The organism is Microthrixaceae bacterium (genome assembly GCA_023957975.1).
GTDB lineage: Bacteria > Actinomycetota > Acidimicrobiia > Acidimicrobiales > Microtrichaceae > JAMLGM01.
This window is the reverse complement of record JAMLGM010000006.1, coordinates 22,728-48,089: the sequence shown is the minus strand read 5'-3', so window position 1 is coordinate 48,089 and position 25,362 is coordinate 22,728. Positions and strand designations below refer to the sequence as shown.

Sequence of the window (25,362 nt, the reverse complement as noted above, 5' to 3'; positions counted from 1 at the left end):
TCATGGCCGGCGAGGCGTCGGTGCGCACGCGGCTCGGCGCGTATGTTGTCGCGCTCGTGGTGGTGTTCGGCGCGTCCTTCGGAATCGGACGGGTCGTTGTGCCCGACGGTGCCGGACAGCGGTGGCAGGAGCGCATCGAGTCCGACCATCACACCGGCACCGACGCCTCGCAAGAGGCGGAGGACCACGATGAGCACTGACGCAACCCTGCACACGATCGATCTCGACATCGGCGGCATGACGTGCGCCTCGTGCGCGATGCGGATCGAAAAGAAGCTGAACAAGGTCGACGGGGTGAGCGCGTCGGTCAATTACGCGACCGAAAAGGCGCACGTTGAGGTGCCCGAGGGCGTGTCGGTCGAGGATCTGATTCACGTCGTCGAACAGACCGGGTACAGCGCGAGCCAACCCCGCCCCGTCGGCAACGATGCCAACCCCGCCGACGGCATCGCGACGAGCGGTCACGACTTGGAGTTGATCGCGCTGCGCCAGCGTCTCGTCGGTGCGGTCGTGCTGTCGGTTCCGGTGATCGCCATGGCGATGGTGCCGGCGCTGCAGTTCACCTACTGGCAGTGGTTGTCGCTGACCCTCACAGCGCCCGTGGTCGTGTGGGCGGCGTGGCCGTTTCACCGTGCGGCGCTGATCAATCTCCGTCACGGCGCGGCGACGATGGACACCCTCATCTCGGTCGGCACGACCGCAGCGTTTGTGTGGTCGCTGTACGCACTGTTCTTCGGCACCGCGGGTGAGCCCGGGATGACGCACGCGTTCGAACTGTCGGTCGCCCCGACCGACGGAGCGGCCAACATCTACCTCGAAGCGGCGGCGGGCGTGATCACCTTCGTGTTGGCCGGCCGGTACTTCGAAAAGACCTCGAAGCGTCAAGCCGGTGCGGCGCTGAACGCACTCCTCGAACTCGGGGCCAAGGAAGTCTCAGTGCCTCGCTCACCGGACGACGTCGAGGTCACCATCGCGATCGACGAACTCGTCGTCGGCGACCGCTTCGTCGTGCGCCCCGGCGAAAAGATCGCCACCGACGGCCTCGTGGTCGAGGGCGCCTCAGCGGTCGACGAGTCGATGGTGAGCGGAGAGTCGGTGCCCGTCGACGTCGCAGTCGGCGACCGTGTGATCGGAGCGACGGTCAACCAGAGCGGGCGCCTCGTCGTCGAGGCGACCAGGGTCGGCGCCGACACCCAGCTCGCGCAGATGGCCCGACTCGTCGCCGAGGCCCAGTCGGGCAAGGCGGAGGTGCAGCGTCTCGCCGATCGCATCGCCGGGGTGTTCGTCCCGGTGGTCATCGCCGTTGCGGTCGCCACCCTCGGGGTGTGGCTCGGAGGCGGGTTCGGAATCAGTGCCGCGTTCACGGCGGGGGTGGCGGTGTTGATCATCGCGTGCCCATGCGCGCTCGGGTTGGCCACCCCGACGGCCTTGCTGGTCGGCACCGGGCGTGGTGCGCAGATGGGTGTGCTCATCCGTGGCCCGGAGGTATTGGAGTCGACCCGTTCGATCGACACGATCGTGTTGGACAAGACGGGCACGGTCACCACCGGGGTCATGACCCTTGTCGGCGTCGCGGCCGCGGACGGCGTGGACCGTAACGAACTGCTCGCGGTGGCGGGGGCGATCGAGGCCGCGTCGGAACACCCCATCGCCAAGGCGGTCGCTTCGGGGGCGCGGGCTGAACTCGGTTCGCTCGAGCCGGTGGGGGACTTCTCGGCGCTTGAGGGGCGCGGTGTTCGCGGGACGGTGGGCGGTCGGTCGGTGATGGTCGGTCGCGAGGCGTTGCTCACCGCCGAGGGATTCCACGTGGGTGACGACGTGCGCGAGGCGAAGGCCGAATCTGAACGGCGTGGTGAAACAGCGGTCGTGGTCGCCTGGGACGGCGAGGCCCGCGGTGTGGTTTCGGTGGCCGACGCGATCAAGGACACCAGTGCCGACGCCATCCGCCGTCTGCGCGGGCTCGGCCTCGAACCAGTGTTGTTGACCGGCGACAACCGAAGCGTTGCCGAAGAGGTGGCGGCGAAGGTTGGTATCGACAACGTCATCGCCGAGGTGTTGCCGAGCGAAAAGGTGGATGTCGTGGCCCGGTTGCAGTCGGAAGGCAAGACCGTGGCGATGGTCGGCGACGGAGTCAACGACGCGCCGGCGCTGGCGCAGGCCGATCTCGGGTTGTCGATGGGCACCGGCACCGACGTGGCGATCGAGGCCTCCGACATCACGCTCGTCGCCGGCGACCTGCGGGCGGCGGTCGACGCCATCCGGCTGTCGCGTCGAACGTTGTCCACGATCAAGGGCAACCTGTTCTGGGCGTTCGCCTACAACGTCGCCGCCATCCCGCTCGCGGCGTTCGGGCTGCTGAATCCGATGCTCGCGGGCGCGGCGATGGCGCTGTCGAGCGTCTTTGTCGTATCCAACAGCCTGCGGCTGCGCCGCTTCGCTTCGATCTCGACGGAACGCGGATGAGCCCCGCCGACCTCGACTCACCTGGGGTGGGCGACCAGCACCTTCCAGAGCCGGTGTGTCACAACGCAACCGATCCGGGCTACATGGCCGACAAGGCCAAGTATCTCGCTCGGATCAGGCGCATCGAAGGGCAGGTCCGAGGAGTTCACCGGATGGTGGACGAGGAGCAGTACTGCATCGACATTCTCACCCAGATCGCCGCGTTGCGTTCCGCGATGCAGAGTCTCGCGGTGGAGCTGTTGGGCGACCACCTGAGCCACTGTGTGGCGGACGCCATGCAGTCCGGCGGTGAGGACGCGCAGGCCAAGATCGCCGAGGCCAAAGCCGCCGTCGCCCGCCTGGCGAAGTAGTCCAGCGCGGCCGGAGCTCCACAGCCGCCGCGGGAGTTATCGGGTCGACGCGGGGTTGTACGCTTGGTTGAGCGCCGCGGCCGGCCGAACATCGCCGCCATCGGAGCGTGCCGCACGGAGTCCCACCGATTCCGTGTCAGCCTCCGCCGGGCGCCCCACACGAAGGACGACGAACATGCCTGAACTCCGCTCACGGACCGTCACCCACGGACGCAACATGGCCGGTGCCCGCTCGCTGCTGCGGGCCGCCGGTGTCGACGGCAACGACTTCGGCAAGCCCATCATTGCCGTGGCGAACAGCTTCACCGAGTTCGTGCCGGGACACACCCACCTGGCCCCGGTCGGGCGGATCGTCAGCGCCGCGGTGAAGGCCGCGGGCGGCATTCCGCGCGAGTTCAACACGATCGCGGTCGACGACGGCATCGCCATGGGCCACGGCGGCATGTTGTACTCCCTGCCGTCGCGCGACCTCATCGCCGACTCGGTCGAGTACATGGTCGAAGCGCATTGTGCGGACGCGCTCGTGTGCATCTCCAATTGCGACAAGATCACCCCGGGAATGCTGAACGCGGCGTTGAGGCTCAACATTCCGACGGTGTTCGTCTCTGGCGGTCCGATGGAAGGTGGGGAGGCCAAACTGGTCAATGGCACCGTCCGCAAGGGGTTGAACCTCATCACCGTGATCGCCGAGGCGGTCAACGACGAGGTGAGCGACGAGGACATCAACCGACTTGAGGAGTCGGCATGTCCCACGTGCGGGTCGTGTTCGGGCATGTTCACAGCGAATTCGATGAACTGTCTGACCGAAGCGCTTGGCCTGTCGCTTCCCGGCAACGGCTCCACGCTCGCCACCCACACCGCTCGGCGCGACCTCTACGAGGCAGCCGGCGCTCTCGTGGTCGAACTCGCGCATCGCTACTACGACAACGACGACGCGTCGGTGTTGCCGCGCAACATCGCCACCTACGACGCGTTCGAGAACGCGATGACCCTCGATATCGCCATGGGCGGGTCCTCCAACACCGTGTTGCACCTGCTCGCGGCGGCGAACGAGGCGGGGGTGCCGTTCACGATGGCAGATATCGACCGGTTGAGCCGGACGGTCCCCTGCCTGTCGAAGATCGCACCGAACGGCACCTACCTGATGGAAGACGTGCACCGTGCCGGCGGCGTCCCGGCGTTGCTCGGCGAGCTCGACCGGGCCGGCCTGTTGCGCCACGACGTGTCGTGTGTGCATTCGGTGAGCTTGAAGCAGTGGCTTGCAGACTGGGACATCCGCGGTGGCGCCGCGACCGACAAGGCCGTCGAGTTGTTTCACGCCGCGCCGGGCTGCGTGCGCTCCGCTGAGGCGTTCAGCCAGTCGGAGCGCTGGCACAGCCTCGACCTCGATGGTGAGAACGGTTGCATTCGCTCGGTCGATCATGCGTATTCCGCCGAGGGCGGCTTGGCGACCCTGTTCGGAAACATCGCCGAGGACGGTTGCATCGTCAAGACCGCTGGCGTCGACGAGTCGATCTTCGTGTTCAGCGGCCCGGCGGTGGTGTTCGAATCCCAGGACGACGCCGTCGAGGCGATCCTGAAAGATGAGATCCACGAGGGTGACGTCGTGGTCATCCGCTACGAGGGGCCCCGCGGCGGTCCCGGGATGCAGGAGATGCTGTACCCGACGTCGTATCTGAAGGGAAAGGGTCTCGGCGCCAAGTGCGCGTTGATTACCGACGGCCGTTTTTCGGGTGGCACCTCGGGTCTGTCGATCGGCCACATCTCGCCCGAGGCCGCCGCAGGCGGAGCGATCGCTCTTGTGCGCAACGGCGATCGCATCAATATCGATATTCCGAACCGTTCGATCGAACTCGACGTCCCGGCGGCCGAACTCGCCGAGCGCCGTGGCGAACTCGAGGCCGACAACGGCTACAAGCCCGTGGCGCGCGACCGGAAGGTGTCGGCAGCGTTGAAGGCCTACGCAGCGATGGCCAGTTCGGCCGACCGCGGCGGGGTCCGCGACCTGAGCATCATCGGCATCGTCGACTGAACGGCGCTCGGCCGGCGCTCGGCTGCCGGTCAGTCGACCTCGTGGCCGGCCGCAAGGTCGGAGACGTCCGAGACGCGAAGCGTGGACCCGTTGGTCGTGTCGCCGTCGCTGCCGTCGGCGGCGTCGGTGCCGCCGGCAGCGTGTGCGTGCGACGGTGCGAGGACGACCCCGACGTGGTCGAGGTCAGGGTGATCCAGGAGATCGACGATCGGGCCACTCACGTGCGCCTCGGGGAGGGCGAGGCCGGCGTGGGCCATGGTCTCCCACTTGTCGATGTCGTCGCCGGAGCGCGTGGCGAACAGCGTGGCAACCTCGCGGTCGGCGTCGGTGAGGGGGTGAACGCTCAACTCCGAGGCATCCGCGAGGAGGCCGAAGGTGTGGTTCTCGCGGGAGATCCACACGCAGTAGCGCAGCGGTTCGATGCCCACCTGGGAGTGGAACCCGACCAGGCATCCCGATCGGTCGCCTGTCGGCGTGGTGACGACGGCGATAACGACCGCCGCATCGAGTTGTCGGTTCACGGCATCGAAGCCGGGCAGTCCGCTCATGTTCGATCTCCTTAGCGCGGGCGTGCGCGGTGCCCGTCTGCGAACGTCATCCCATCACATGTCGGCGCCGGGCGCGTGGGAACCCGGATGAACGCGGCCGACCCAGGGCAGAGCGCCCCATCTCCAAAGCTGCACCATCCTGAACGTTGCGCAAACTGCAAGGTTGCACCATCGGCAAAGTTGCATAACGTGCAATAAAGCGCGACCATGGTGCCCATGACCACCACCGGACTTCGCGAGCGAAAAAAGCGCGAGACCTTCGTGCGCATCGTCACGGCGGCGCGTGAACTCGTCAGCGAACGTGGGATCGCCGGCGTGACCGTCGACGACATCGCGGAAGCAGCCGGCATCTCGACTCGGACCTTCTTCAACTACTTCTCCAGCAAGAACGAGGCGGTCATCGGCAGCGACCCTCAAGGCTTCGAAGCCGCCGCGTCTGCATTGCGGAATCGGCCGAGCGACGAACGCCCAGCGAGGGCGCTGTGGAGCGTCATCACCGGTGAGGGTGACGACGCGATGCTGCAGCGTTGGATGTTGCGCAACGAACTTGTTCGCCGCCACCCGGAGTTGTTGCCCCGGCACCTCGAATCGTTCGACCTCGCCACCCGGGCCCTCACCGAGGCCGTCGCCGATCGGATGGACGTCGACCAGGGACGCGATCCGCGGCCGGCCTTCGTCGTCGCCACCACGATCGCGGCGCTGCGTTCGGTGATGGCGTGGTGGCAGGCCTCTGATCGCAGTACCGATCTTCACGTCCACCTCGCCACGACCCTGACAACCCTCGAAATGCTCGACCTTGACGCGTTCCGACCCGACCCCGTCGATCCCGTCGACCCCGTCGACCCCGTCTCTGCCCGTCGCGAAAGGATCTCATGACCTCCACCGTGCCTCGTCAGGAACTCACCGCGTCCGGCTACACGCATCGTCAGGTGCTCGTGATCTTCAGCGGACTGATGTTGGGTATGTTTCTCGCCGCGCTCGACCAGACCATCGTCGCGACGGCCCTACCCGAGATCGTGGGTGACCTCGGCGGCGCCAGCCATCTCGCCTGGGTGGTCACCGCCTACATGTTGACGGTGTCGATCTCGACCCCGCTGTATGGCAAGTTGGGCGACCTGTACGGCCGTAAGCGGCTCTTTCAGTTCGCCATCGTCACGTTCCTGGTGGGCTCGATGCTCTGCGGAGTCTCGCAGTCGATGTCGCAACTCATCGGGTTCCGCGCGTTGCAGGGCCTCGGCGCCGGGGGGCTCATCGTGTTGGCCCAGGCGCTGATCGCCGAGGTCGTCACCGCTCGAGAACGCGGTCGCTATCAGGGGTATTTCGGGGCGCTTTTCGGCGTGTCGAGCGTGGCCGGTCCATTGCTCGGCGGATTCCTGACCGACAACTTGTCATGGCGGTGGGTCTTCTACGTGAACCTGCCCGTCGGATTGGTCGCCCTGGTGGTGACCGCCTTGAAGCTCCCCGCCAACGGCGCTCCGCGTTCGAAGCCGAGGATCGACCACCTCGGTGCCGCGCTGCTGGCCGCCTCGGTGACCTGCATCGTGTTGGTCACGACCTGGGGTGGGGAACAGTACGCCTGGGGGTCGAGCCTCATCTTGAGCCTCATCGCCGTTTCGGTCGTGTTGTTGGGTGCCTTCATCGCCGTCGAACGCCGCGCCCCTGAGCCGGTGTTGCCGCTGCATCTGTTCAACCTGCGCACATTCGCGGTGTCGTCCGCGGTTGCCTTCATCGTCGGCGTGGGCATGTACGGCACGATCAGTTACCTGCCCTATTTCATGCAGACGGTCAACGGCGCCTCCGCAACCGATTCGGGCCTGGTGCTGTTGCCGCTCATGTTGGCGATGCTGTTGGCCTCGATGGTTGCCGGCCAGAGCATCTCGCGCACGGGTCGCTATCGGATCTTCCCGGTGTCGGGCATGGTCATCGCGGCGGTTGCCATGTTCCTGTTGTCGACGATGGGCGGCGACACCTCCAAGACTCTGGTGACCGGCTACATGGCGCTGTTGGGTGTCGGGCTCGGGTTCTGCATGCAGACGCTGATCCTCGCGGTGCAAAACGAGGTCGAGACCAAGGACCTCGGGGTCGGAACCTCGGCGGTGAACTTCTTTCGGTCGATGGGAGGATCGCTCGGTGTGGCGGTGTTCGGTGCGATGTTCAATGCCCAGTTCGCACGCAACCTGCCGTCGTTCACCCACCAGCTCAGCGAGGCGGAACGCGCGGCCTTACGCCTCGCGGACCCAGCGGAATACGCGCACTACGTGTACCGATTCGCCGATTCGATCACCTCGATCTTCGGTTGGGCCGCGGTGGTGCTCGCCATCGGGTTCGGCTTGTCGCTGATGTTGCGGGACACGACCTTTGGCACCGGAGCCATCCATGGCTCAGGCGATCACGACGGCTCCGACGGCACTCGAACGATCGGTGACCGCGTGGTCGCCCACTGATTCCCTCGTCGGCGCCGTCGGCCGTCGGGTGACCAATGGCATACTCCATGACATGACTGGATCGACGATATGAACAGCGTTCGCACTCCTGACGACCGATTTGTCGGGCTACCCGGCTTCGACTTTGAGCCGAGGTATCACGAGGTGGGCGACGGGCTGCGAATGCACTACCTCGACGAGGGGCCGAGAGACGGTCGCGTCGTGGTGTTGCTGCACGGCGAGCCCTCGTGGAGCTACCTGTACCGAACCATGATCCCGGTGCTGACGGCGGCGGGTTGTCGTTGCGTCGTTCCGGATCTCATCGGGTTCGGCCGATCCGACAAGCCGACCGAGCAGTCCGACTACACCTACGCCCGCCACATCGCCTGGACCACCGAGCTGTTGGTGGACCATCTCGACGTGCTCGACGCGGTCTTCTTCGGCCAGGACTGGGGCAGCCTGGTGGGGCTTCGCGTCGTGACAGCGCATCCGGACCGTTTCGCTGCGATCGCAATCGGCAACGGCGGGTTGCCGAACGGTGACATGGCGATCTCCGACGCGCTGCGCGCCTGGCGCGAGTTCGCGGCCACCGCCGATGAGTTCCCGGTCGGGGCGATCATCAACGGCGGGTGCACGACCGATCTGTCCGCCGAGGTGATCGCCGCGTATGACGCACCCTTCCCCGACGACTCGTTCAAGGCTGGCGCGCGGATCTTTCCGTCGCTCATCCCCGTGTCTCCCGACGACGTCGAGGCGCGGAATCAGAAGGCGGCGTGGAAGGTGCTCGAGGGTTGGGCGAAGCCGTTCCTGTGCGTCTATTCCGACAGCGATCCGATCACCAAAGGGGCCGATGCGGTGTTCATCGCCAAGGTCCCTGGCGCCGACGGGCAGCCGCACACGACGATCGAGGGCGGCGGCCACTTCCTGCAAGAGGATCGTGGCGCCGACCTCGCCGCCGTGCTCGCCGACTGGATCGCAGCGCTGTAAAAGCGCTCGGGTAGTTCAGGGAACCTGCGGTAGTTCGGCGAGGGCCTGGGCGACCTTGTCGGCGGGGTAGTCGTAATCGACGATCTCGCCGGCGAAGTACTTGTCGTAGGCCGCCATGTCCAACATGCCGTGGCCGGACAGCGCGATGAGGATCACCGGTTCCTCGCCCGTCTCCTTCGCGGCATTCGCTGCGGCCACTGCCGCAGCGATCGCATGGGTCGACTCGGGGGCCGGGATGATCCCCTCGGCGCGGGCGAACTCGATGGCCGCGGCGAAGCATTCGCTTTGCTGCACCGATTCGGCCTCGATCAAACCGAGTTCGTAGACATGGCTCACCAGCGGGCTCATGCCGTGGTAGCGGAGCCCGCCCGCATGGATCGGGTCGGGGATGAACCCGTGGCCCAGAGTGTGCATCTTCATGAGCGGGGTCATGCCGGCGGAGTCGCCGAAGTCGTACGCATACACGCCGCGGGTCAGCGACGGGCACGCCGACGGTTCGACGGCGAGAATCCGCGGGCTGATCCGGCCGGCCATCTTTTCGCGAAGGAAGGGGAAGGTGAGGCCACCGAAATTTGAGCCGCCACCGGTGCAGCCCACGATGAGATCGGGAGTGTCGCCGGCCTTGGCCATCTGCAAGAGCGCCTCTTCCCCGATGACGGTCTGGTGCAAGATGACGTGGTTCAGCACCGACCCGAGCGCATAGCGGATCTCGGGGTCCTGGGCGGCCACCGATACCGCCTCGGAGATGGCGATGCCGAGCGAACCGGGGTTCTCGGCGTCGGCAGCGAGCAACGAGCGCCCGTAATCGGTCTGGTCGGACGGCGACGGGTGAACCGTTGCGCCGAAACTGCGCATGATCGCGGATCGGTAGGGCTTGGAGTGGTACGAGGCGGCGACCTGCCAGACCTCGCAGTCGAGCCCGAATGCCTGGGCGGCGAACGAGAGCGCCACGCCCCACTGCCCGGCACCGGTTTCGGTCGTGAGCTTCTTCACCCCGGCCTTGGCGTTGTAGTAGGCCTGCGGCACCGCGGTGTTGGGCTTGTGCGAACCCGCCGGGCTGACGCCTTCGTACTTGTAGTAAATGCGTGCGGGAGTTCCGAGCGCCTTTTCGAGGCGGTGCGCACGGTGCAACGGGGTCGAACGCCACAGGCGGTAGACGTCGAGCACCTCGCCGGGGATCTCGACGTAACGGTCGGTGGTGACCTCCTGCATGATGAGTTCCATCGGGAACAACGGAGCGAAGTCGTCCGGTCCGGCGGGCTCGAGCGTCCCCGGATGCAACGCCGGCGGAGGAGGACTGTCGAGATCGGCGATGAGGTTGTACCAGGTGGTCGGCATTTCATCGTCGGAGAGCGTGTAGCGGAGTGGTTCGCCCATCGGTGGTGTATCCCCTTCGTGTCGTGGCAGCAACGGCTGACCCGGTGGATCGTAGGTGACCATGCAGATGGTGTGGAGCGCAACGGTGGACCCGGGTGGAGGTCCGTGGCGCCGTCGAGTGCGCCCGGCGATAGCGTGAGCGACGGAAAGGGTGGTCATGTCGCTCCGACGCTTCCGGATCAACGAGCCGCAGCCGAATCAGCCGCGGCCAGCGAGATACATCGTTGGCACGATCCTGGTCACCATCGCGGTCGGTTCGGTGCTGTTGTCATTGCCGATCGCGACGGCGCCAGGACGTCATACGTCCTCGCTCACGGCAGTTTTCACCGCGGCTTCGGCGTCGAGCGTCACCGGGTTGACGGTGGTCGACACGGCGCGGCACTGGAGCACCTTTGGCCACGTCGTCATCGTGGGGTTGGTCCAGGTCGGCGGCCTCGGCATCATGACGATGTCGTCGCTGGCCGTGGTGGTGTTGAGTCGACGCCTTGGCTTGCGGCAACGCCTGCTCGTCGCGGCACAGGCGAATTCGCTCACGTTGGGAGATGTCCGCGAACTCGTGCGCCGAATCCTGCAGATGACCTTGATCGTCGAGGCCATCACCGCGCTGGTGCTGACCGCACAGTTCTGGTGGGTCCACCACATGAGCCTGGACAGCGCAGCCGGGATGGGGGCGTTTCATGCGATCAGCGCGTTCAACAACGCGGGGTTTTCGATGTTCGATCAGAGCCTGCAGCGCTTTGCCCATGATCCGGTGGTGTTGACGGTACTCGCCTTGGCGGTGACCGCAGGGGCGCTCGGCTTCCCCGTCTGGTCACAGCTCATCGACCACCCTCGAGAGCCACGACGGTGGGACCTTCACACCAAGCTGACGCTGGCGATGACCGCCGTGATCACCGCTGGTGGGTGGGTCGCGTTCATGTGGTTCGAGTGGACGAATCCCAAGACGATGGGGCCGATGTCGAGCCTCGCGACCATCGGCAACAGCCTTGCCCACAGCGTCTTCGGGCGTACCGCCGGGTTTGCGACCGTCGACGTCGCGGCGACCAACGACACCTCCCATCTGGCCACCGTGATGCTGATGTTCGTGGGTGGCGGCAGCAGTTCGACCGCCGGCGGCATCAAGGTGTCGACCTTCGCGCTGTTGGGGTTGGCGATCTGGGCCGAAGTGCGAGGTGATCGCGACACCACGATCTTCCATCGGAGGGTTCCGTCGAACCTGCAACGTCAGGCCGTCGCGGTGGCGCTCCTGGCGGTCGGGGCGGTGATGGCCGCGACGCTGGCGATGTTGGCGTTGACACCATTTGGCCTCTCGGAGGTGCTGTTCGAGTCGGTGTCGGCTCTGGCCACGGTCGGGTCATCGACCGGAATCACTCCGACACTCGGCGCGGGTGCGAAGATCTTGATGATCGTGTTGATGTTCCTGGGCCGAGTCGGCCCACCCACGTTGTTCGCGGCACTGGTGTTGCGCGAACGAGAACGGTTGTATCGATATCCCGAGGAGAGGATCGTCATTGGCTGATCAAGCGTCGAGGCCGCGCAGCTTCGGTCAACTGTCCCCGGAGGAGCGCCCCGGTCCGGGCGAATCGATCGTCGTGTTGGGCCTGGGCCGATTCGGCGCCGCCGTTGCGTCGGAGTTGGTGCGGCTCGGTTGCGACGTTCTCGGCGTCGACGAGGTCGAGTCGTTGGTGCAGACCTACAGCAGGCACCTGACCCATACCGTCGAGGCTGACGTAACCAACGTGGACGCAATCCGTCAGCTTGGGATCGACGAGATGACCCACGCGATCGTGGCGGTCGGATCCGATATCGAGGCGAGCATCTTGGCCACGGCGGTGCTCGACGAGGTCGGCGTCCCCAACATCTGGGCGAAGGCGGTCAGCAAACAGCACGCTCGGATCCTCGAGCGTGTCGGCGCGCATCACGTGGTGTTGCCCGAACACGACATGGGCCATCAGGTCGCCCACATGATCGGTGGACGGATGCTGGATTGGTTCCAGCTCGACGAGCGCTTCGCCATGGTGGAAACGGTCGTTCCGGCGGAATTGGTCGGAAAGACGCTCACCGAAGCGGCGATTCGTCAGCGTTGGAACGTCACCGTTGTGTGTGTGAAGCCGAGCCGAGGCAACTTCACCTACGCCAACGCCGAGACCGTGCTCGGCAAGGGCGACCTGTTGGTGGTGGCGGGGGAGACCGAATCCGCCGAGGCGTTCGCCCGGGTCCACTGATCAAGCGCCGGAGCGGTGAATCAGGCGAGCGGGGCAGCGTCCGATCGGATGTGAACCCGGCAATGCCGGGGGTTCGACCGCGTTTTGGTGAAACGCTGGAAGAATGGTCTCGATGAAACCAGCGTCGCGACATCCGCTTGTGTTGAGTTACTACTCCGAGTTGCGCGAGAAGTGCTCGGACCTCGACGACGAGCCACGTCGTGCGCTGTTGGGCGAGGCCGTTCAGCAGTTGAACGCGGCGACGCGCGGTGTCCGCGACGACGAGATGGAGTCGGTCCTCGCCGCGTTTGCCGACCCAGCCGACGTGGTCGCCGCTTCAGGACGATTGCAGGCAATCGAGGAGGCGCAAGGGGTCGGTACGGGCGCAGTGCCGTTGTACCTGGCGATCGTCGGGCTGGCGTTCGTGTTCATCCCGTGGATCGGCGCGGCGATCGGTGCTTTAGCGGTGGTAGCCGGCCTCGTGACGCTGGTTCGCCGCCGCGCGGCAGGGCTGTCGATCGGCGTCCCCCTTGGAGCGATCGGGGTGGGCGTGTTGGCCGTTGTGCTGCCGATCGTGTTGTTGATCGTGCTGAACAACATCCAAGACGACCAGTCGACGCCGACCCCGAGGGTCGTCGAGCTGCGCTGACCCGGGCTGAGCTGACCGGCGCGGTACGGACGCGGGTTGAGCCGACCGGCGCTGTGGGGCGATGGCCGGCTGGAGCGACCCGCCAGGGGTCGCGTTCAGGCGGCGGTTTTTGCTGCCTCTTTGTTACGCAGGTAGTCCTGCAGCTGCTTTGCGATGAACGCGGCGAGGATCGGGATGAGTGCGATGACGATCTTGTTGCGCATGTCATGACCGTATCGCGGCGTGGTGCCGAGGTGGTGACGGCCGCCGACACGGACCGGACACCGGTTGGCGGGCTCCGGCTGGGAGGGCAACGGTCAGAGCTCGGCGAGCCAGTCGATCCATGCGAGGCGTTCCGACTCGACGTCGAGGACGGCGTGATCGGGGTCGAGGTACTGGTGATGGGCCACTGCGATCGGTAGCCCGATGGCCTCGCGTCGATGGAACCGTACGAGGAAGTCGCGGCCTGCCACCCCGACGAAACGTTCGGTGAGGTAGTCGACGGTGCCCTCGAGCGGGTCGACCCCGACCCGCTTGATCCGCACCGAGGCTCCAACGTTGGCGTCATCGTCGAGTCCGAGCGCTGCGCGGAGATTGTTCCAAGCCGCCGAGGGTGCTTCGCCGAAGGCCTGTGTTGGGGCCTCGGCCTCGATGTAGGCAGGAACCAAGTGCGCGAAATCGCGCAGGTAAACCCGAAGCGTCGCGAAGTACTGGTCCCACGCGAGGTCGGTCATCTCAATGGACTGAGGCGAGGCGCTCTGAAGGCCCGCGTGGGTAAACCGCAGATTGGTCTCGCCGGTGGGGAGTGGCTCGATCTTGTAGTCGAACTCCTGGAAGGACCCATCGTCGCCGGTTGGGATGTGCAGCGAGAGGTGCTGGGCATCCCGCCACAAGGTGACGGTGGGGGAGTCCCGCTGAGGGGCGATGGGCATGGTCCATCCAGCGAGACCCTGCGGTTCGGTCAGGGCGAACCAGACGAGAGCGGCCGGCGCTGGCAGGTCGACGGTCTTGACGATCTCGAACGGGGCGATCATGGCCCCATACTCGCAGAGGCGAACGCGCCCCGGGGGGTGCGGACCCGCGTGCGCGCCAACGCGTCCCGGAAGGGGTGGTGCCTCAGCGTTGGGATGAGGTGGGGTCGCGTGGGGTCGGACACGGTCTATTGGGGCCGCCGGTTCATTGGCGTATCGGTGGTTGGGGTGGTTTGGCTGGGGTGAGTGAGAGTTGCCCGGCGGTGGCTCGCCCGGCCCTCGTCGCTCCGCCGGTTCGTCCGGTCCTGCCCGAGCCTCGGCTGGAGGCTGACCTGCGGGCGTCGTGGGGTCGGTACATGCGGGTGTCGGGCGTGGCGGTCATGCGGTCGTAGCGGCGGCGGATCGTGGCGATCGCTTCGGCGAGGTCGACGGTTCCGCCGCGGACTTTCACCTTCGGTCGGGCGGGTGGTTCGGGTTCTGCCGCGAGTTCTTCGGGGATGGGGCCTTGGCGTTGAACCCCGTGTTGTTGCCCCCAGATCGTGATGCCACAGGGGTGGGTGTAGAGGGTCCAGCCGTCGGTGGTGATGTGCATGGCCCAGCCGACGCGGTGCACCAGGCCGTGGTGGTGTCGGCACAGACATGCCAGGTTGTTCACCGCCGTGGCGCCGCCGTTGCGGTGATGGCGAACATGGTGGGCTTCGGTGTGGTGTGCGGGTGCCTCACAGCCGGGAAAACAACACCCCCCGTCGCGTGCCGCCAACGCGGCGCGTTGAGCGTCGGTCGCCAACCGCACGCTATGGCCGACATCGAGCGGTTGGCCCAACGAGTCCAACAGCACAGCGCGGAGTTCTGGGTCACACATCATGCGTTCGATCACGTCCGCGGTGAGCGGATCACCCGTAGGCGAATACGCGCGTGGTTGGCCGTGTTCGTCGTGTTGCAGGATGATGGTGACTTCGGCGGTTCCTGGCCGGTAGTTACCCGACAGGGTGAACTGGGTGCCGAACCGGCACAGGTCCATCAACGCTTTCGCCCGCAACTGCGATTCTGATGTTGTCGGTGACCGGTCGAATTGTTCGGCGTCGTTGCGGACAGCTTTGCGGTGACGGTTGGTGGCGTCGTTGATGGCTTGGCGTACGACCTCGGCGTAGTCGCCGAAGAACTCTCCGACGATTTCCACACCGATAACACCGTCGGGGCCGTGGATGTCGCGTAGGTCGAGCCAGGATTCTTCGGCTGGTGGGGCGGGTTCGGTGCCGTCGGTGTCGACGAGGCGTGCCAACGCGGCGATGACCTTTTCCCATTTCGCGAACGTCAAATGCTCCGCGAGGTCCAGCATTGGTCCGGCGTTGTCGGACCAGGTGGGTTCGATCCGCGGGTTCGACCACCGGCCGATCACGACCAGATGATCAAACCCCACGACACCGGACCGCAGGCGGTCCAACACGTCGGGCCGATACCGGCGCCGCACCGCCCGAGCGACCGAAACGCGTCGGGTGGCGGTCACACCGGAACAACGAGCGGTCTTGGACACCCACGCTTTGGTGGACAGGCCCTCGACGACGTCGGTCATCCCAACAGCATCCAACTCCCCGAGCGCGTCGATCATGTGCAGATCCAAACGGCGTTGCAGCTCGAACAGGACCGCAACATCGTCGATCCCGGAACCCAGGCTATTCAGTTCGCTGTCGAAGCCCTCGAACATGCGTTTGATACTAAACGCGACCTCCGACAGCGAAGCCCAACCGCGCCCGAGCCACGACCAAACCCCAACCCCGGCACAATGTCGTCATGGGTTCCGACATGGCTCGCCGCTGGCAATCGTCCCATGATGCTGCTGTCGAGCGGGGCGAGTCCCACTACATCGACCCGGACAGTGGGTACTTGGTGTTCACGGTCGTCGGATTACTCGAGCGGGGATACTGCTGCGGCAACGGCTGTCGTCACTGCCCGTATCAGGATCGAGATCGGGACCGGGACGTCGAGGGCGACCCCATCGCTTCGTTACCCGACACCGACCCATAGAGCCGTCTCGACGGCGCCACTACGGCTGGTAGCGAACCGGCGGGGCGCTTCGGTCGCGCCGCCACCCCATCGCCACGGTTTGAACGGTGGTCACGCCGAGCAGCGTGACGGCGACGGCGGCACCCCAGCTGATCATGTGGCTTCGTTGGTGCGCCGTGAGCCAGTCGAGTTCGGCGATCCAAGCCGGGTTGAGCGCTCGGCGCGAGGTGAGCAGCCAGCAGCTCACCCCCGCCCCGATCACGGCGTCACCGATGAGCACGAAACTCGTCAACGGTGTCCAGCGGCCTTGGCGGTAGGCGGCGATGGTCAACGTGAAAGCGTTGGCGTAGATCAACATGACCAGCGGAATCCAAAAGTCCCACTCGGCAGGGTTCAACACCGGCACGACGTCACCGTCGGGGCCGCGCCAGCCGATGGCGCGCTGGGTGAAGACGAAGGCCACGATGAAACCGGACCACCACAACGTCAACAGCACTTCGCCCAACGCGATCCGCTTTGACGCGCGGTTCTTGTGGGAATGATCGTCGATCACCGCGAGGTTCGGCTTCGACTCGGCGAGAAGCTCGCCCGCCCGTTCGCGCCAGTCGACGTACGCGTACGCCAATGTCGCCCAGAACGTGAGGTGGACCGTGGTCTCGATGGCGACGAGCACGGCGTCGAGGGCACTTGGCGCCACTCCGCGGGGGGACCGTGCCGACGTGACGAACGCCCCGAGTCCGATGGTCGGAACGACGGTGGCGATGAGTCCCTTCATTAGGAGTTGCCAGTCTCCGAAGCGGCTCGCGCTGATCAAGACGCGCTCGGCCGATGCGGTGTCGTGGTCTGCACTCCCAGGTTGCACCGCTACGAACCCCTCCGGTTGAAATGCCTACCAAGGCCGGTTGCGCGTTCGCACCACCCTCTCGCCAACGCTAGGTCGGATTGCCCATCGGAGGGAAGGAACATGCGCCCGACCACAGCGAGCGACTAGAACACGTTCGCGATTTCCGATCCGTAGGGGAGATGACGATGGAGACTCAGGCAGCGATCCTGTGGGAGCCCGGGGCGAAGTGGAGCGTCGAGACGATCACGCTCGATCCGCCCAAGGCCGGCGAGGTACTCGTCGAGATGGTCGCCTCGGGCATGTGCCATTCCGATGACCACGCTCGTACCAGCGATCTACCGGCGGTGACGCCGCTCATCGGCGGACACGAGGGGTCGGGCATCGTCATGGAGGTCGGCGAGGGAGTCACCCGCGTCAAACCCGGCGATCACGTCGTGTTCTCGTTCGTTCCGGCCTGCGGGCACTGCATCTCGTGTGCCGACGGGCATTCCAACCTGTGCGACAACGGTGCAGCGCTGCTCGTCGGCGCCCAACTCGACGGCACGAGCCGCCACCACGCGCAGGACGGCACGGATCTGTGGACGATGGTGTGCCTCGGCACGTTCGCGAAGCACACGGTCGTCAACGAGATGTCGTGTGTGAAGATCGAGGACGACATCCCGCTCGAGCTGGCTTGCCTCGTCGGCTGCGGCGTGACGACCGGGTGGGGTTCGTCGGTGTACGCGGCGGACGTCCAGCCGGGAGACAACGTCGCGGTGATCGGCGTCGGCGGCATCGGCGCCGCCGCGGTTCAGGGCGCCCGCCTCGCCGGTGCGCGCAACATCTTCGCCATCGACCCGGTCGAGTTCAAACGTGAGCAGGCGATGAAGTTCGGCGCGACCCACACCATCGCGAGCATCGGTGAGGCGCTCGAGTTGATTCAGCAGGTCACGTGGGGGCGGATGTGCGACAAGATCATCTGTGCCGTGGGCGTCGGCCAGGGGGAACAGATCGGGCCGATCATGCAGCTGTGCGCCAAGCGTGGCCGTGTGGTGGTCACCAACATTCACCCGGCGTCGGAGACCTCCATCGACATCTCGCTGTGTGATTTGACGCTCATGGAAAAGCAGCTCGTCGGCACGATCTTCGGTTCGGCGAATCCGAATTCTGACATTCCTCGCCTCATGCACCTGTATCGCAGCGGTCAACTCGACCTCGCGGGGATGGTGACCCGGGAGTATGCCCTCGAAGACATCAACGATGGATTCGCCGACATGCTTGCCGGAAACAACATCCGAGGGGTACTCCGCTACAAGTAGGCGCCACCCCGAAGCGCTACGAGTAGCGCCAGACAAGTAGCGCCGGTCAGTAGCGCCAGGTCAGCACGGAGACGATCTGGGTGGGGCCCAGCGTCGACTCCTCATATCCGAGCTGGCTCCACTCGTTCGACCCGGCGCACCGCAGCGCCGTGCCCGAACTGGAATAGGTGCACGTGTGATAGGCGCCGAGTTCTTTCGCGAGCGTGGTGACGCCCGTGGTGATCGATAGCGGTGTCAGCCGTTGGGTCTGAGCGCTGCCGTTGCCGAACTGCCCCTCGGCGTTGTTGCCCCAACACCGCAGGGCGCCTCCCGAGGTTCGCAATGCGCACGCATATCGGTGTCCGGCGCTGACGGTGGACCACACGGCGCCGGCGCCGGGCGTGACCTGTGCCGGCGCCGCTGTCGCATCGGTGGAGCCGAGACCGGTTTCGCCGTAGTCGGCGCGCCCCCAGCACCACAGGGTGTTGTCCGTGCGCGTCGCACAGGTGAATTCGTCGCCGACGGTGACCTGTCGCCAGTTCGTCGCGGTGCCCACCTGAACCGGGGCTGCTTTGGGCGTGGCCCACGTGCCGTCGCCGACCTGGCCCGTCCAGTTCGCCCCCCAGCACCACAGTGTTCCGTTGGTGCGGGTGGCACAGGAGTGGACCTCGCCGGTCGAGACCTCATCCCAGCTTGCCGTCGTGATCAGGCGTGGAGTGATGCGGGTGCTGGTGGTGCCGTCGCCGAGCTGTCCGGTCCAGTTGTTGCCCCAGCAGTACAGCGCGCCACCGGTGGTCGTTGCGCACGTGTGGTCGGCGCCGGCGGCGACCGACTTCCAGGTCAGGTCCGATCGGATGCGCACGGGCGACCACCGGTCATCGGTGGTGCCGTCGCCGAGCTGACCGATCCAGTTCCCGCCCCAACACCAGAGCCCACCGCCGGTCTTGATGCCGCACGTGTGGGACGTGCCGACGGTGATGCGGGTCCATCCGGTGCCGATCGGCGCTTTGGTGGGGACGTTGTACCCGTCGTTGCCGTTGATCATGCCCAGCTGCCCGTTCTCGTTCCATCCCCAGCACCAGATCTCGGTGCCGGAGTCGATGGCACAGGAGTGTTGAAGGCCGAGTGCGATCTGGGTCCAGGCGGTGCCGGTTGCGACGGTCTGGAAGCTTCGACGGGTCTGGATGTTGTTGGCGGTCATCCCGGTCCCCGCCGCACCCCAGCAGTGCAGGCGTGCGTCGGCGCGAATGACACATCCGTGGCGCCATCCCACCGTGAGCAGGAGATTGTCGGAGGTCGATCCGACCTGAACGAAGCCGCCGGTGGAACCGGTGTTGGTGGACAACCCGGTGCGGCCGTCGATGTTGGTCCCTCCGCACCAGAGGGTTCGGTCGATCTTGAGGGCGCACGTCAACAACCTCCCGGCCTCAACCTGTGCCCAGTCGTTGCCGGCAACCAGCTTCGGGGTCGTCGACATCCCCGATGCGCTGCCGCCCTCGCCGTAGTAGTCGTTGCCCCAGCAGTACATCGCGCTGTTCATCGTGATGGCGCAGGTGTGGCGGCTCCCGGCACTGATCTGGCTCCAGTGCGTGGCGGAGCCCACCTGGGTCGGGGAGGTCCTGACCGAGGTGGTGCCGTCGCCGAGCATGCCCCACCAGTTGGTGCCCCAACACCACGCGGTTCCAGTGTTGAGCACACCGCAGAAGTGGCTCTTTGTTCCACTGACGGTGCGCCAGTTCGCGGAGCCGACCTGGACCGGGGAGGAGCGGTTGGTGGTATCGCCGAGGCCGAGCTGACCGAACGCGTTCAAGCCCCAGCAGTACAGCCGGCCGCCGGTGCGGATGCCGCACGAGGAGGTTTCGGACAACGCGACCAGGCTCCAGTCGCTGGAGGAGCCGACCCTGACGGGGGTGAGCCGGACCGTTGTGGAGCCGTCGCCGACCTGCCCCGCCCAGTTGTCGCCCCAGCACCAGAGTTGGCCGCTGGTGCGGATCCCGCACATGTGGCCGCTGCCGATGGCCACCTGTCGGTAGTTGTTCGCCGCGTCGACCGCCACGGGGGTCGCGACGGTCCGTTCATTGGATTGCCCGTTTCGGCCGCGTTGGCCGCGGCCCCAGCAATACAACTTCTCTGCGGTGGTGATGCCACAGGTTGTCGAGTCTCCGGCAGCGATCGAGGTCATCGCCTCCTGAAAGCAGGTGGAGGTGCTCGACTCGGAGTCGGGGGATACCCAGTTCGAACTGGAACGGGTGAGCAGGCGGTAGCTCGACAGGACCCGACCGGGGGTGAAGGTCGTGTTGTCGGCACCGACCGAGTTGTTCGGCGTGGTCGTGCGCGTGGTTCTCGCCGGCTCATCGAGCACTTCGAAACGGTTGGCGACGTCCGTTCCGCCGCTCAGGGCTTCCCATTTGACGGTGCAGTCCGTCATGCTCACGCGATGAGCCTGGAAGGCCGCGACGCCGGATGCCGGCGCGTTGGGCCCGTTGAGCGCCCCGGCAGCACTCGAGGCGCCGGTGTCGGTGGTGTCGGAGAATGCGGCGACCGACACGGTGCGCGTAGCGACGGTGAGCGCGCCGACGACCAACAGCCAGCCCAGCAACACCCGCGAGATCCAGAGGCGATTCATCTGAATGCTCATCGGCGGTGCGGCGGTCCTGTTGAGTTGTCAGCGGTCGAAAACCGGCTCGCGCGTTCGCCTGGGTCATCAGGGCTACCTCGGTTGGGAATTTCGACCGGTGCACTCAGCCGCGACGCCTCGATGCCGATCTACATGATGTCCATGCCGCTACGCGACCCACCCCTCTGAGGACACCATGTCAAGCAACCATCGCAATCGCGTCGTCACCCTCGTCGCCACCGCCGTTTCGTTCATCTTCGTCACGTTCCTCATCGTTGGAACCTCACGTGCCGCGTTCTCCGACACCACGGCGAACGACAACAACACCGTCGGTTCGGCCGGGGTTGTCCTCACCGATGATGACTCGGGGTCGGCGATGTTCACCGTCGCTGACATGAGCCCCGACGACACCATCGTGCGGTGTATCGAGGTGACCTACGACGGCACGATTACCACGAATGACCCCATTCAGCTCTATCGCACGGCTGCTCCGACCGGCACGGGCCTCGAGGCCTACCTCGACATGACCGTCGAAATCGGCACGGGTGGGGGTTCGGCTGCATGCACCGGGTTCACCCCGTCTTCGACCCTGACGAGCGGATCGCTTGCCGCGTTCTTCAGCACTCACACGGCCTACGCCAGCGCATTGTCGACGGCGTGGACTCCCACCGGAGCCGGGCAGAAGCGCACCTTCAGGTTCACCCTGACGATGCAGGACGACAACGCCGCCCAGGCGAAGAACACGACGTTCGGCTACACCTGGGAAGCCCGCGCCTAGCGGCATCGCCGCTGCGTCGACGACGTCTCGCTCCATGTCCCCCGTCCCGGCGATCGAATCGCCTCGCACCACCTCGATGACCGCTGCGGTCGACGATCTGGCGGCGTCTGAGCGTTCGCGTACACGCCTGACCGCGTGGGACGTTTCGAAGATGGCGTTGGAATCGGTGTCGGTGTTCGGGGTCGTGACGATGTCGATGCTGTGCCTGTGGGTCGTGGTGCCGGTCGTGGTGCTCGGGTGGTCGGCCTCCGCGATCGAGTCGGGTTCGATGCGGCCGTCGATCGAACGCGGCGACGTCGTGTTGCTTCGACCCCTCGACCGCGACGAATCCCTGGATCCGGGGGCGATCATCCGGTTCCGATCGGGAGGGGTCGGCGATTCGATCATCCACCGGGTTTCCGATGTCGACCTCGACGGCGAGCGGTACGTCACTCAGGGGGATGCGAATCGCTCGGTCGACAGCGATCTGGTGCCGTTCGACGAGGTCGAAGGGGTCGGTGCGCTCATGATTCCGATCGTCGGATTTCCAATGGTGTGGATCGCCGAGGGCTCGTACTGGAGCGCCGCGCTCGTCTTCGTCGGCGTGCTCGTGTTGCTCACGCCCGTGTTGCGGCCGACGTCGCCCCGAAAAGGATCATCGTCGCTCGACTCGATCGATCGCGGTTCGGTCGCACTGACCGCGTGGTCATTCGTTCCGAACGACTCACGGACCCTCACACTCGTTCCGGCAGCCGAAGGCCGAGCGGTGGGCTCGGAACGGGAAGTGTGAGCCATGGGGACGGCCCGTTTCTCCAGAAGCGACGGTTCGGTCAAACGCCGGCCGCTCGAGACCGTCGAATTGTCGATTCGGGGTGTTCGGTGGGCGGCGATCGCGCTCGTCACGGCATGGATGGCGTCCTCGATCGGACGTCTTGACGTCACGACCGCCTTGACGGCACTCGTCGCTCCGTTGGCGTTGTTGGCGGCGAACCTGTTGTCGGTGCGCACGGCACGGTCGTCGTCGGTGTCGCGGCTGATATGGCTCCAGTTGTTCCTTGGAGTCGTGGCGGTCGTGGCGATGACGTTGGCCATTCGCCCCGGAGGCGGCAGCCCGATGTGGGCGGTGATCGCCTTTCCCGTGCTCGAGGGGGCGATGCGGTTCCAGTTCGGCGGCGCGGTCATGTGCTGGATCGCCGTGGCGACACCGTTGTTCATCGATCGGATCATGCGCTGGCAGCCCGGTGACGGGGTCCAGCCGATGACCGACTTGGCGAACCGAGCGGGGATCGCGTTGGTGCTCGGCATGGTGGCCGGTCACCTGGCCCAGCACCTGGTCGAGGAGATGTACATCGTCGCCGATGAGCATGAGGAGGCCGAGCGCCGGGCTCGACTGCTGGCGGTACTGACGGTCGCGAGTGCGCGCTTGGCGTCGTCGAGTTCGTCGGTGCTTTCCACGACTGCGATCGAATCGGTGGTCGAGTTGGGTTATGAGGCAGCGACGCTGATCGTCACCTGGGAGGGCGACCCGAGCCCGACGATTGTCGAGGAGTACGGCTCGACCGGGTTAATTCCCGAAGGCGTGGCGGACACCGTCGCCCACCGGTCGCCTCGCGACATCGTCGATCTGGCGAGCGGTGGCAGTGCGGTCGGTGCTGCCGATGACACTGCCGATGACACTGCCAGCACTGCCGACGGGCTCGATGGGTCTCCGGCGAAGATCCTCGGCGTCGTCGGCCGCAACGGTGGCAGGTCGATGCTGCTCATCGTATCGTCGCCAACCCGAAATCGGGCCCGGGACCAGGCCTTCGAGGTGCTCGTGGCCTATCTTGCCGCCGCGCTCGCGACCGTCGTTCGAGAGCGCGACGTCGCGGCGACCGAGCGTCGCTTGCGCCACGAGGCGACCCACGACCATCTCACCGGGTTGCTCAACCGGGCCGGACTCGCGTCGCTGGCTCAAGAGGCGGTCGGCGACCCCGGTGCGGCAACGCGACTGATCGGATTCATCGACCTCGATGGGTTCAAGGCGATCAATGACACCCTCGGCCATGAGGTCGGCGATGCCGTGCTGCACGCGGTCGGGCTCCGACTCGATCGGCTCTTCGGGGAGGATCACTGGCTTGCCCGTCTCGGCGGCGACGAGTTCGTCGTCGTGAGCCCGCCCAACCCCGGGGTGACCGAGGACGAGTTCTCGGCGTCGGTCGAGCGGATCTTCAGCGACCCGGTGGCGACCGCGAAGGGTTCGGTGGAGGCTCGCGGTTCGGTGGGTGTGGCGCGGTTCGACCCGGCGCTCGACCCCTCGCAGCAGTGGCGTCGAGCCGATGCGGAGATGTACGCCGCCAAGGCGGCGCGCAAGGCGCAACGCCACGACGCCCAGAGGGCCGCGTCGGGTGTTGTCGAGCGTGGTGACCGTGGTGGCCATGTCGAACGGGACAAAAGTGCATTGCTTGTTCCTTTGGACGAACGGGTGTAAACATGAGACCTCATTCGGGTATCCGGGGGGATACCCAGAAATGGGGAGAGATGAGGAACTATCTAGGCGCGGCCGCGTTGACGGCTGCGGTGGCGCTCGTGGGGTGCACCCCGAGTAATCCCGGAACGACGACGACCGTGCCCACGGGCCCGACCGCCGACCGTTTCGTCGTCAATGGCGCCGCTGATGTCGGCGACTGCGCAACGTTGGCCACGGCGTGTGGAACGGTGAACTACGCCGTGTCGCAGGCCGCTGATGGTGAGACCATCTCGGTTGGGGCAGGCACCTACGACGAGATGGTGAGCGTCGACAAGTCGCTCACTTTCGAGGGGCCGAACGCCGGCATCGGCGCCGGGACCGCAGCGGGCACGCGAGGCGCGGAGGCCACCGTCAAGGGGTTCCGCAGCCCCGGAAACCCGCACCCGGTTGCCGCATATGAGTTCGACGTCACGATCGACGGGTTCTCGATCGACCCGCAAGGCGACAGCTCCCTGCTCACGCCGGACACCTTGAACCTCATCGCCCTCTACGGCGGCAGCGACGTCGAGATCGTCAACAACCGCCTCAACGGCGGCACCTGGAATCCGCTGTGCAGCTACTCCTGCACCACGATGGCGGACAGTGCGATCCTCGTACGTTCGGGTTCGTACCTCGTTTCGAACAACCGGGTGGAGAACTTCCGTCGCCCACTCGACATCTCACAAGCGAGTCCGGCCACCCCCGTCGTCTCGGCCAAGTACACCAAGAATGTCGTGCAGAACTTCTCGTTCCGCGGGTTCTGGGCGGCGGAGTGGGACAACTCGGCATTCGGCGCCAACACGATCAGCATCGACGACAACTACATCGAGGGAGGCAGCACTGCCGACCTCACCGCCAACCCGACCTTCAGCCCGACCGCGATGCTCGTGACCGCAGGCGGTGTCAACTTCACGAACAACACCGTGAAGAACGTCGATACCGGCATCTACGAGGAGGTGTGCGGCGTCCCGAACCCGAATGATCTCGTCAACCGCTACACGGGCAACACCTTTGACGAACTCCGTGCTGGGCTCACGATTGCCACGGCCGGCGACTGCACCGGACGTACGGCGGATCGCGTCTTCACCGGGAACTCGTTCGTGGGTGGAGTGTGGGACCGCACGGGCAACCCGACCCGCGCCGCGGCGTGGTTCGTCAACGGGGTCATCCCGGCTGACGCTTCTGGAGCTCCCGGCACGATCGACGCTGCGTGCACCTTCTGGGGATCGGCCGACGGGCCGGGTGTGAACCCGAACCCCTGGGTCACCCCGGGCGTCTCCACCACACCGTTCCGCGCTGCGCTGGGCGATGCCTGCCCCTGATCGGCTGTCACCAGGCCGGTGATGCCGGCCTGGTGATTCCGGCGCGACCGGTCCTCGGTTGTGCGCGAAC

22 protein-coding genes are annotated in these 25,362 nt (G+C 66.0%); 16 read left to right on the top strand and 6 right to left on the bottom strand.

Annotated features, from left to right (window positions below; genetic code table 11):
- Positions 1 to 2 precede the first annotated feature (2 nt).
- The 4 genes from M9952_09980 (at position 3) to ilvD (ending at position 4,845) form a co-directional block, all read left to right on the top strand.
- Positions 3 to 200, top strand: a complete 198-nt coding sequence (locus tag M9952_09980; protein ID MCO5313244.1) for a hypothetical protein — start codon at positions 3 to 5, stop codon at positions 198 to 200.
- Positions 190 to 2,463, top strand: coding sequence for a heavy metal translocating P-type ATPase (locus tag M9952_09975; protein ID MCO5313243.1), 2,274 nt, complete (start codon positions 190 to 192; stop codon positions 2,461 to 2,463). The genes M9952_09980 and M9952_09975 overlap by 11 nt, the downstream gene beginning before the upstream one ends.
- A complete protein-coding gene (locus M9952_09970) occupies positions 2,460 to 2,813 on the top strand; it encodes a metal-sensitive transcriptional regulator (GenBank protein ID MCO5313242.1) in 354 nt (117 codons plus the stop codon). The genes M9952_09975 and M9952_09970 overlap by 4 nt, the downstream gene beginning before the upstream one ends.
- A gap of 175 nt (positions 2,814 to 2,988) precedes the next feature.
- Positions 2,989 to 4,845, top strand: coding sequence for a dihydroxy-acid dehydratase (ilvD, locus tag M9952_09965; protein MCO5313241.1), 1,857 nt, complete (start codon positions 2,989 to 2,991; stop codon positions 4,843 to 4,845).
- 29 nt (positions 4,846 to 4,874) lie between these two features.
- Here the strand turns inward: ilvD and M9952_09960 are convergent, their stop codons facing one another.
- On the bottom strand, positions 4,875 to 5,393 hold the full coding sequence (locus tag M9952_09960) for a flavin reductase family protein (GenBank protein ID MCO5313240.1): 519 nt from the start codon (positions 5,391 to 5,393) through the stop codon (positions 4,875 to 4,877).
- Positions 5,394 to 5,609: 216 nt separating this feature from the next.
- Between M9952_09960 and M9952_09955 the strand changes: the two genes are divergently transcribed.
- From M9952_09955 to M9952_09945, 3 genes are all read left to right on the top strand, one after another.
- Complete coding sequence (locus M9952_09955; GenBank protein MCO5313239.1) at positions 5,610 to 6,269, top strand: TetR/AcrR family transcriptional regulator; 660 nt, start codon at positions 5,610 to 5,612, stop codon at positions 6,267 to 6,269.
- On the top strand, positions 6,266 to 7,837 hold the full coding sequence (locus M9952_09950; protein ID MCO5313238.1) for an MFS transporter: 1,572 nt from the start codon (positions 6,266 to 6,268) through the stop codon (positions 7,835 to 7,837). Before M9952_09955 ends, M9952_09950 begins: the two co-directional genes overlap by 4 nt.
- A 69-nt stretch (positions 7,838 to 7,906) precedes the next feature.
- Entirely contained in the window at positions 7,907 to 8,803 is an 897-nt protein-coding gene (locus M9952_09945) for a haloalkane dehalogenase (GenBank protein MCO5313237.1), read from the top strand.
- 15 nt (positions 8,804 to 8,818) lie between these two features.
- On the opposite strand, the gene M9952_09940 is transcribed toward M9952_09945, so the two are convergent.
- A complete protein-coding gene (locus M9952_09940; GenBank protein MCO5313236.1) occupies positions 8,819 to 10,180 on the bottom strand; it encodes a TrpB-like pyridoxal phosphate-dependent enzyme in 1,362 nt (453 codons plus the stop codon).
- 157 nt (positions 10,181 to 10,337) lie between these two features.
- On the opposite strand from M9952_09940, the gene M9952_09935 reads away from it, so the two are divergent.
- The 3 genes from M9952_09935 to M9952_09925 all read left to right on the top strand — a co-directional run bounded on the left by M9952_09935 (position 10,338) and on the right by M9952_09925 (position 13,033).
- Positions 10,338 to 11,699, top strand: coding sequence for a TrkH family potassium uptake protein (locus tag M9952_09935; protein MCO5313235.1), 1,362 nt, complete (start codon positions 10,338 to 10,340; stop codon positions 11,697 to 11,699).
- Entirely contained in the window at positions 11,692 to 12,405 is a 714-nt protein-coding gene (locus M9952_09930; protein ID MCO5313234.1) for a TrkA family potassium uptake protein, read from the top strand. The genes M9952_09935 and M9952_09930 overlap by 8 nt, the downstream gene beginning before the upstream one ends.
- A 112-nt stretch (positions 12,406 to 12,517) precedes the next feature.
- The gene (locus M9952_09925) at positions 12,518 to 13,033 is read left to right on the top strand and encodes a hypothetical protein (GenBank protein MCO5313233.1); all 516 of its coding nucleotides are present in this window, start codon (positions 12,518 to 12,520) and stop codon (positions 13,031 to 13,033) included.
- A 296-nt stretch (positions 13,034 to 13,329) separates the two neighbouring features.
- On the opposite strand, the gene M9952_09920 is transcribed toward M9952_09925, so the two are convergent.
- Together M9952_09920 and M9952_09915 are read right to left on the bottom strand one after the other, a co-directional pair.
- Positions 13,330 to 14,046: an SRPBCC domain-containing protein gene (locus tag M9952_09920; GenBank protein MCO5313232.1), complete on the bottom strand. Its 717-nt coding sequence runs from the start codon at positions 14,044 to 14,046 to the stop codon at positions 13,330 to 13,332.
- Between the two features lie 142 nt (positions 14,047 to 14,188).
- A complete protein-coding gene (locus M9952_09915) occupies positions 14,189 to 15,688 on the bottom strand; it encodes an HNH endonuclease (GenBank protein MCO5313231.1) in 1,500 nt (499 codons plus the stop codon).
- A gap of 86 nt (positions 15,689 to 15,774) precedes the next feature.
- Between M9952_09915 and M9952_09910 the strand changes: the two genes are divergently transcribed.
- Positions 15,775 to 16,008, top strand: a complete 234-nt coding sequence (locus M9952_09910) for a DUF5522 domain-containing protein (GenBank protein MCO5313230.1) — start codon at positions 15,775 to 15,777, stop codon at positions 16,006 to 16,008.
- 19 nt (positions 16,009 to 16,027) lie between these two features.
- Here M9952_09910 and M9952_09905 read toward each other — a convergent pair whose 3' ends face one another.
- Positions 16,028 to 16,849, bottom strand: coding sequence for a hypothetical protein (locus M9952_09905; GenBank protein ID MCO5313229.1), 822 nt, complete (start codon positions 16,847 to 16,849; stop codon positions 16,028 to 16,030).
- A gap of 167 nt (positions 16,850 to 17,016) precedes the next feature.
- Between M9952_09905 and M9952_09900 the strand changes: the two genes are divergently transcribed.
- Positions 17,017 to 18,129, top strand: coding sequence for an NDMA-dependent alcohol dehydrogenase (locus M9952_09900; GenBank protein ID MCO5313228.1), 1,113 nt, complete (start codon positions 17,017 to 17,019; stop codon positions 18,127 to 18,129).
- Between the two features lie 46 nt (positions 18,130 to 18,175).
- Here the strand turns inward: M9952_09900 and M9952_09895 are convergent, their stop codons facing one another.
- Positions 18,176 to 20,734 carry a hypothetical protein gene (locus M9952_09895; protein ID MCO5313227.1) on the bottom strand — a complete coding sequence of 853 codons (2,559 nt, stop codon included), beginning with the start codon at positions 20,732 to 20,734 and terminating at the stop codon, positions 18,176 to 18,178.
- A 187-nt stretch (positions 20,735 to 20,921) separates the two neighbouring features.
- Here M9952_09895 and M9952_09890 point away from each other — a divergent pair, with 187 nt between their 5' ends.
- The 4 genes from M9952_09890 to M9952_09875 are packed head-to-tail and all read left to right on the top strand — an operon-like array spanning position 20,922 to position 25,292.
- Positions 20,922 to 21,503 (top strand): hypothetical protein, encoded by a 582-nt coding sequence (locus tag M9952_09890; protein MCO5313226.1) that lies wholly within the window; start codon positions 20,922 to 20,924, stop codon positions 21,501 to 21,503.
- A 34-nt stretch (positions 21,504 to 21,537) separates the two neighbouring features.
- A complete protein-coding gene (locus M9952_09885; protein MCO5313225.1) occupies positions 21,538 to 22,272 on the top strand; it encodes a signal peptidase I in 735 nt (244 codons plus the stop codon).
- Positions 22,273 to 22,275: 3 nt separating this feature from the next.
- Positions 22,276 to 23,952, top strand: coding sequence for a GGDEF domain-containing protein (locus M9952_09880; protein MCO5313224.1), 1,677 nt, complete (start codon positions 22,276 to 22,278; stop codon positions 23,950 to 23,952).
- Positions 23,953 to 24,002: 50 nt separating this feature from the next.
- Positions 24,003 to 25,292, top strand: a complete 1,290-nt coding sequence (locus M9952_09875) for a hypothetical protein (protein MCO5313223.1) — start codon at positions 24,003 to 24,005, stop codon at positions 25,290 to 25,292.
- Positions 25,293 to 25,362: the final 70 nt, after the last annotated feature.

What these genes read in the sequence shown, in the direction of transcription:
- M9952_09950 (MCO5313238.1), top strand. Translation starts at nt 6,266, where the DNA reads ATGACCTCCACCGTGCCTCGTCAGGAACTCACCGCGTCCGGCTACACG.
- M9952_09940 (MCO5313236.1), bottom strand. Translation starts at nt 10,180, where the DNA reads ATGGGCGAACCACTCCGCTACACGCTCTCCGACGATGAAATGCCGACC.
- M9952_09895 (MCO5313227.1), bottom strand. Translation starts at nt 20,734, where the DNA reads ATGAATCGCCTCTGGATCTCGCGGGTGTTGCTGGGCTGGCTGTTGGTC.
- M9952_09980 (MCO5313244.1), top strand. Translation starts at nt 3, where the DNA reads ATGGCCGGCGAGGCGTCGGTGCGCACGCGGCTCGGCGCGTATGTTGTC.
- M9952_09945 (MCO5313237.1), top strand. Translation starts at nt 7,907, where the DNA reads ATGAACAGCGTTCGCACTCCTGACGACCGATTTGTCGGGCTACCCGGC.
- M9952_09880 (MCO5313224.1), top strand. Translation starts at nt 22,276, where the DNA reads ATGGGGACGGCCCGTTTCTCCAGAAGCGACGGTTCGGTCAAACGCCGG.
- M9952_09955 (MCO5313239.1), top strand. Translation starts at nt 5,610, where the DNA reads ATGACCACCACCGGACTTCGCGAGCGAAAAAAGCGCGAGACCTTCGTG.
- M9952_09975 (MCO5313243.1), top strand. Translation starts at nt 190, where the DNA reads ATGAGCACTGACGCAACCCTGCACACGATCGATCTCGACATCGGCGGC.
- M9952_09885 (MCO5313225.1), top strand. Translation starts at nt 21,538, where the DNA reads ATGTCCCCCGTCCCGGCGATCGAATCGCCTCGCACCACCTCGATGACC.
- M9952_09920 (MCO5313232.1), bottom strand. Translation starts at nt 14,046, where the DNA reads ATGATCGCCCCGTTCGAGATCGTCAAGACCGTCGACCTGCCAGCGCCG.
- M9952_09875 (MCO5313223.1), top strand. Translation starts at nt 24,003, where the DNA reads ATGAGGAACTATCTAGGCGCGGCCGCGTTGACGGCTGCGGTGGCGCTC.
- M9952_09900 (MCO5313228.1), top strand. Translation starts at nt 17,017, where the DNA reads ATGGAGACTCAGGCAGCGATCCTGTGGGAGCCCGGGGCGAAGTGGAGC.
- M9952_09970 (MCO5313242.1), top strand. Translation starts at nt 2,460, where the DNA reads ATGAGCCCCGCCGACCTCGACTCACCTGGGGTGGGCGACCAGCACCTT.
- M9952_09910 (MCO5313230.1), top strand. Translation starts at nt 15,775, where the DNA reads ATGGGTTCCGACATGGCTCGCCGCTGGCAATCGTCCCATGATGCTGCT.
- M9952_09890 (MCO5313226.1), top strand. Translation starts at nt 20,922, where the DNA reads ATGTCAAGCAACCATCGCAATCGCGTCGTCACCCTCGTCGCCACCGCC.
- ilvD (MCO5313241.1), top strand. Translation starts at nt 2,989, where the DNA reads ATGCCTGAACTCCGCTCACGGACCGTCACCCACGGACGCAACATGGCC.
- M9952_09935 (MCO5313235.1), top strand. Translation starts at nt 10,338, where the DNA reads ATGTCGCTCCGACGCTTCCGGATCAACGAGCCGCAGCCGAATCAGCCG.
- M9952_09915 (MCO5313231.1), bottom strand. Translation starts at nt 15,688, where the DNA reads ATGTTCGAGGGCTTCGACAGCGAACTGAATAGCCTGGGTTCCGGGATC.
- M9952_09925 (MCO5313233.1), top strand. Translation starts at nt 12,518, where the DNA reads ATGAAACCAGCGTCGCGACATCCGCTTGTGTTGAGTTACTACTCCGAG.
- M9952_09960 (MCO5313240.1), bottom strand. Translation starts at nt 5,393, where the DNA reads ATGAGCGGACTGCCCGGCTTCGATGCCGTGAACCGACAACTCGATGCG.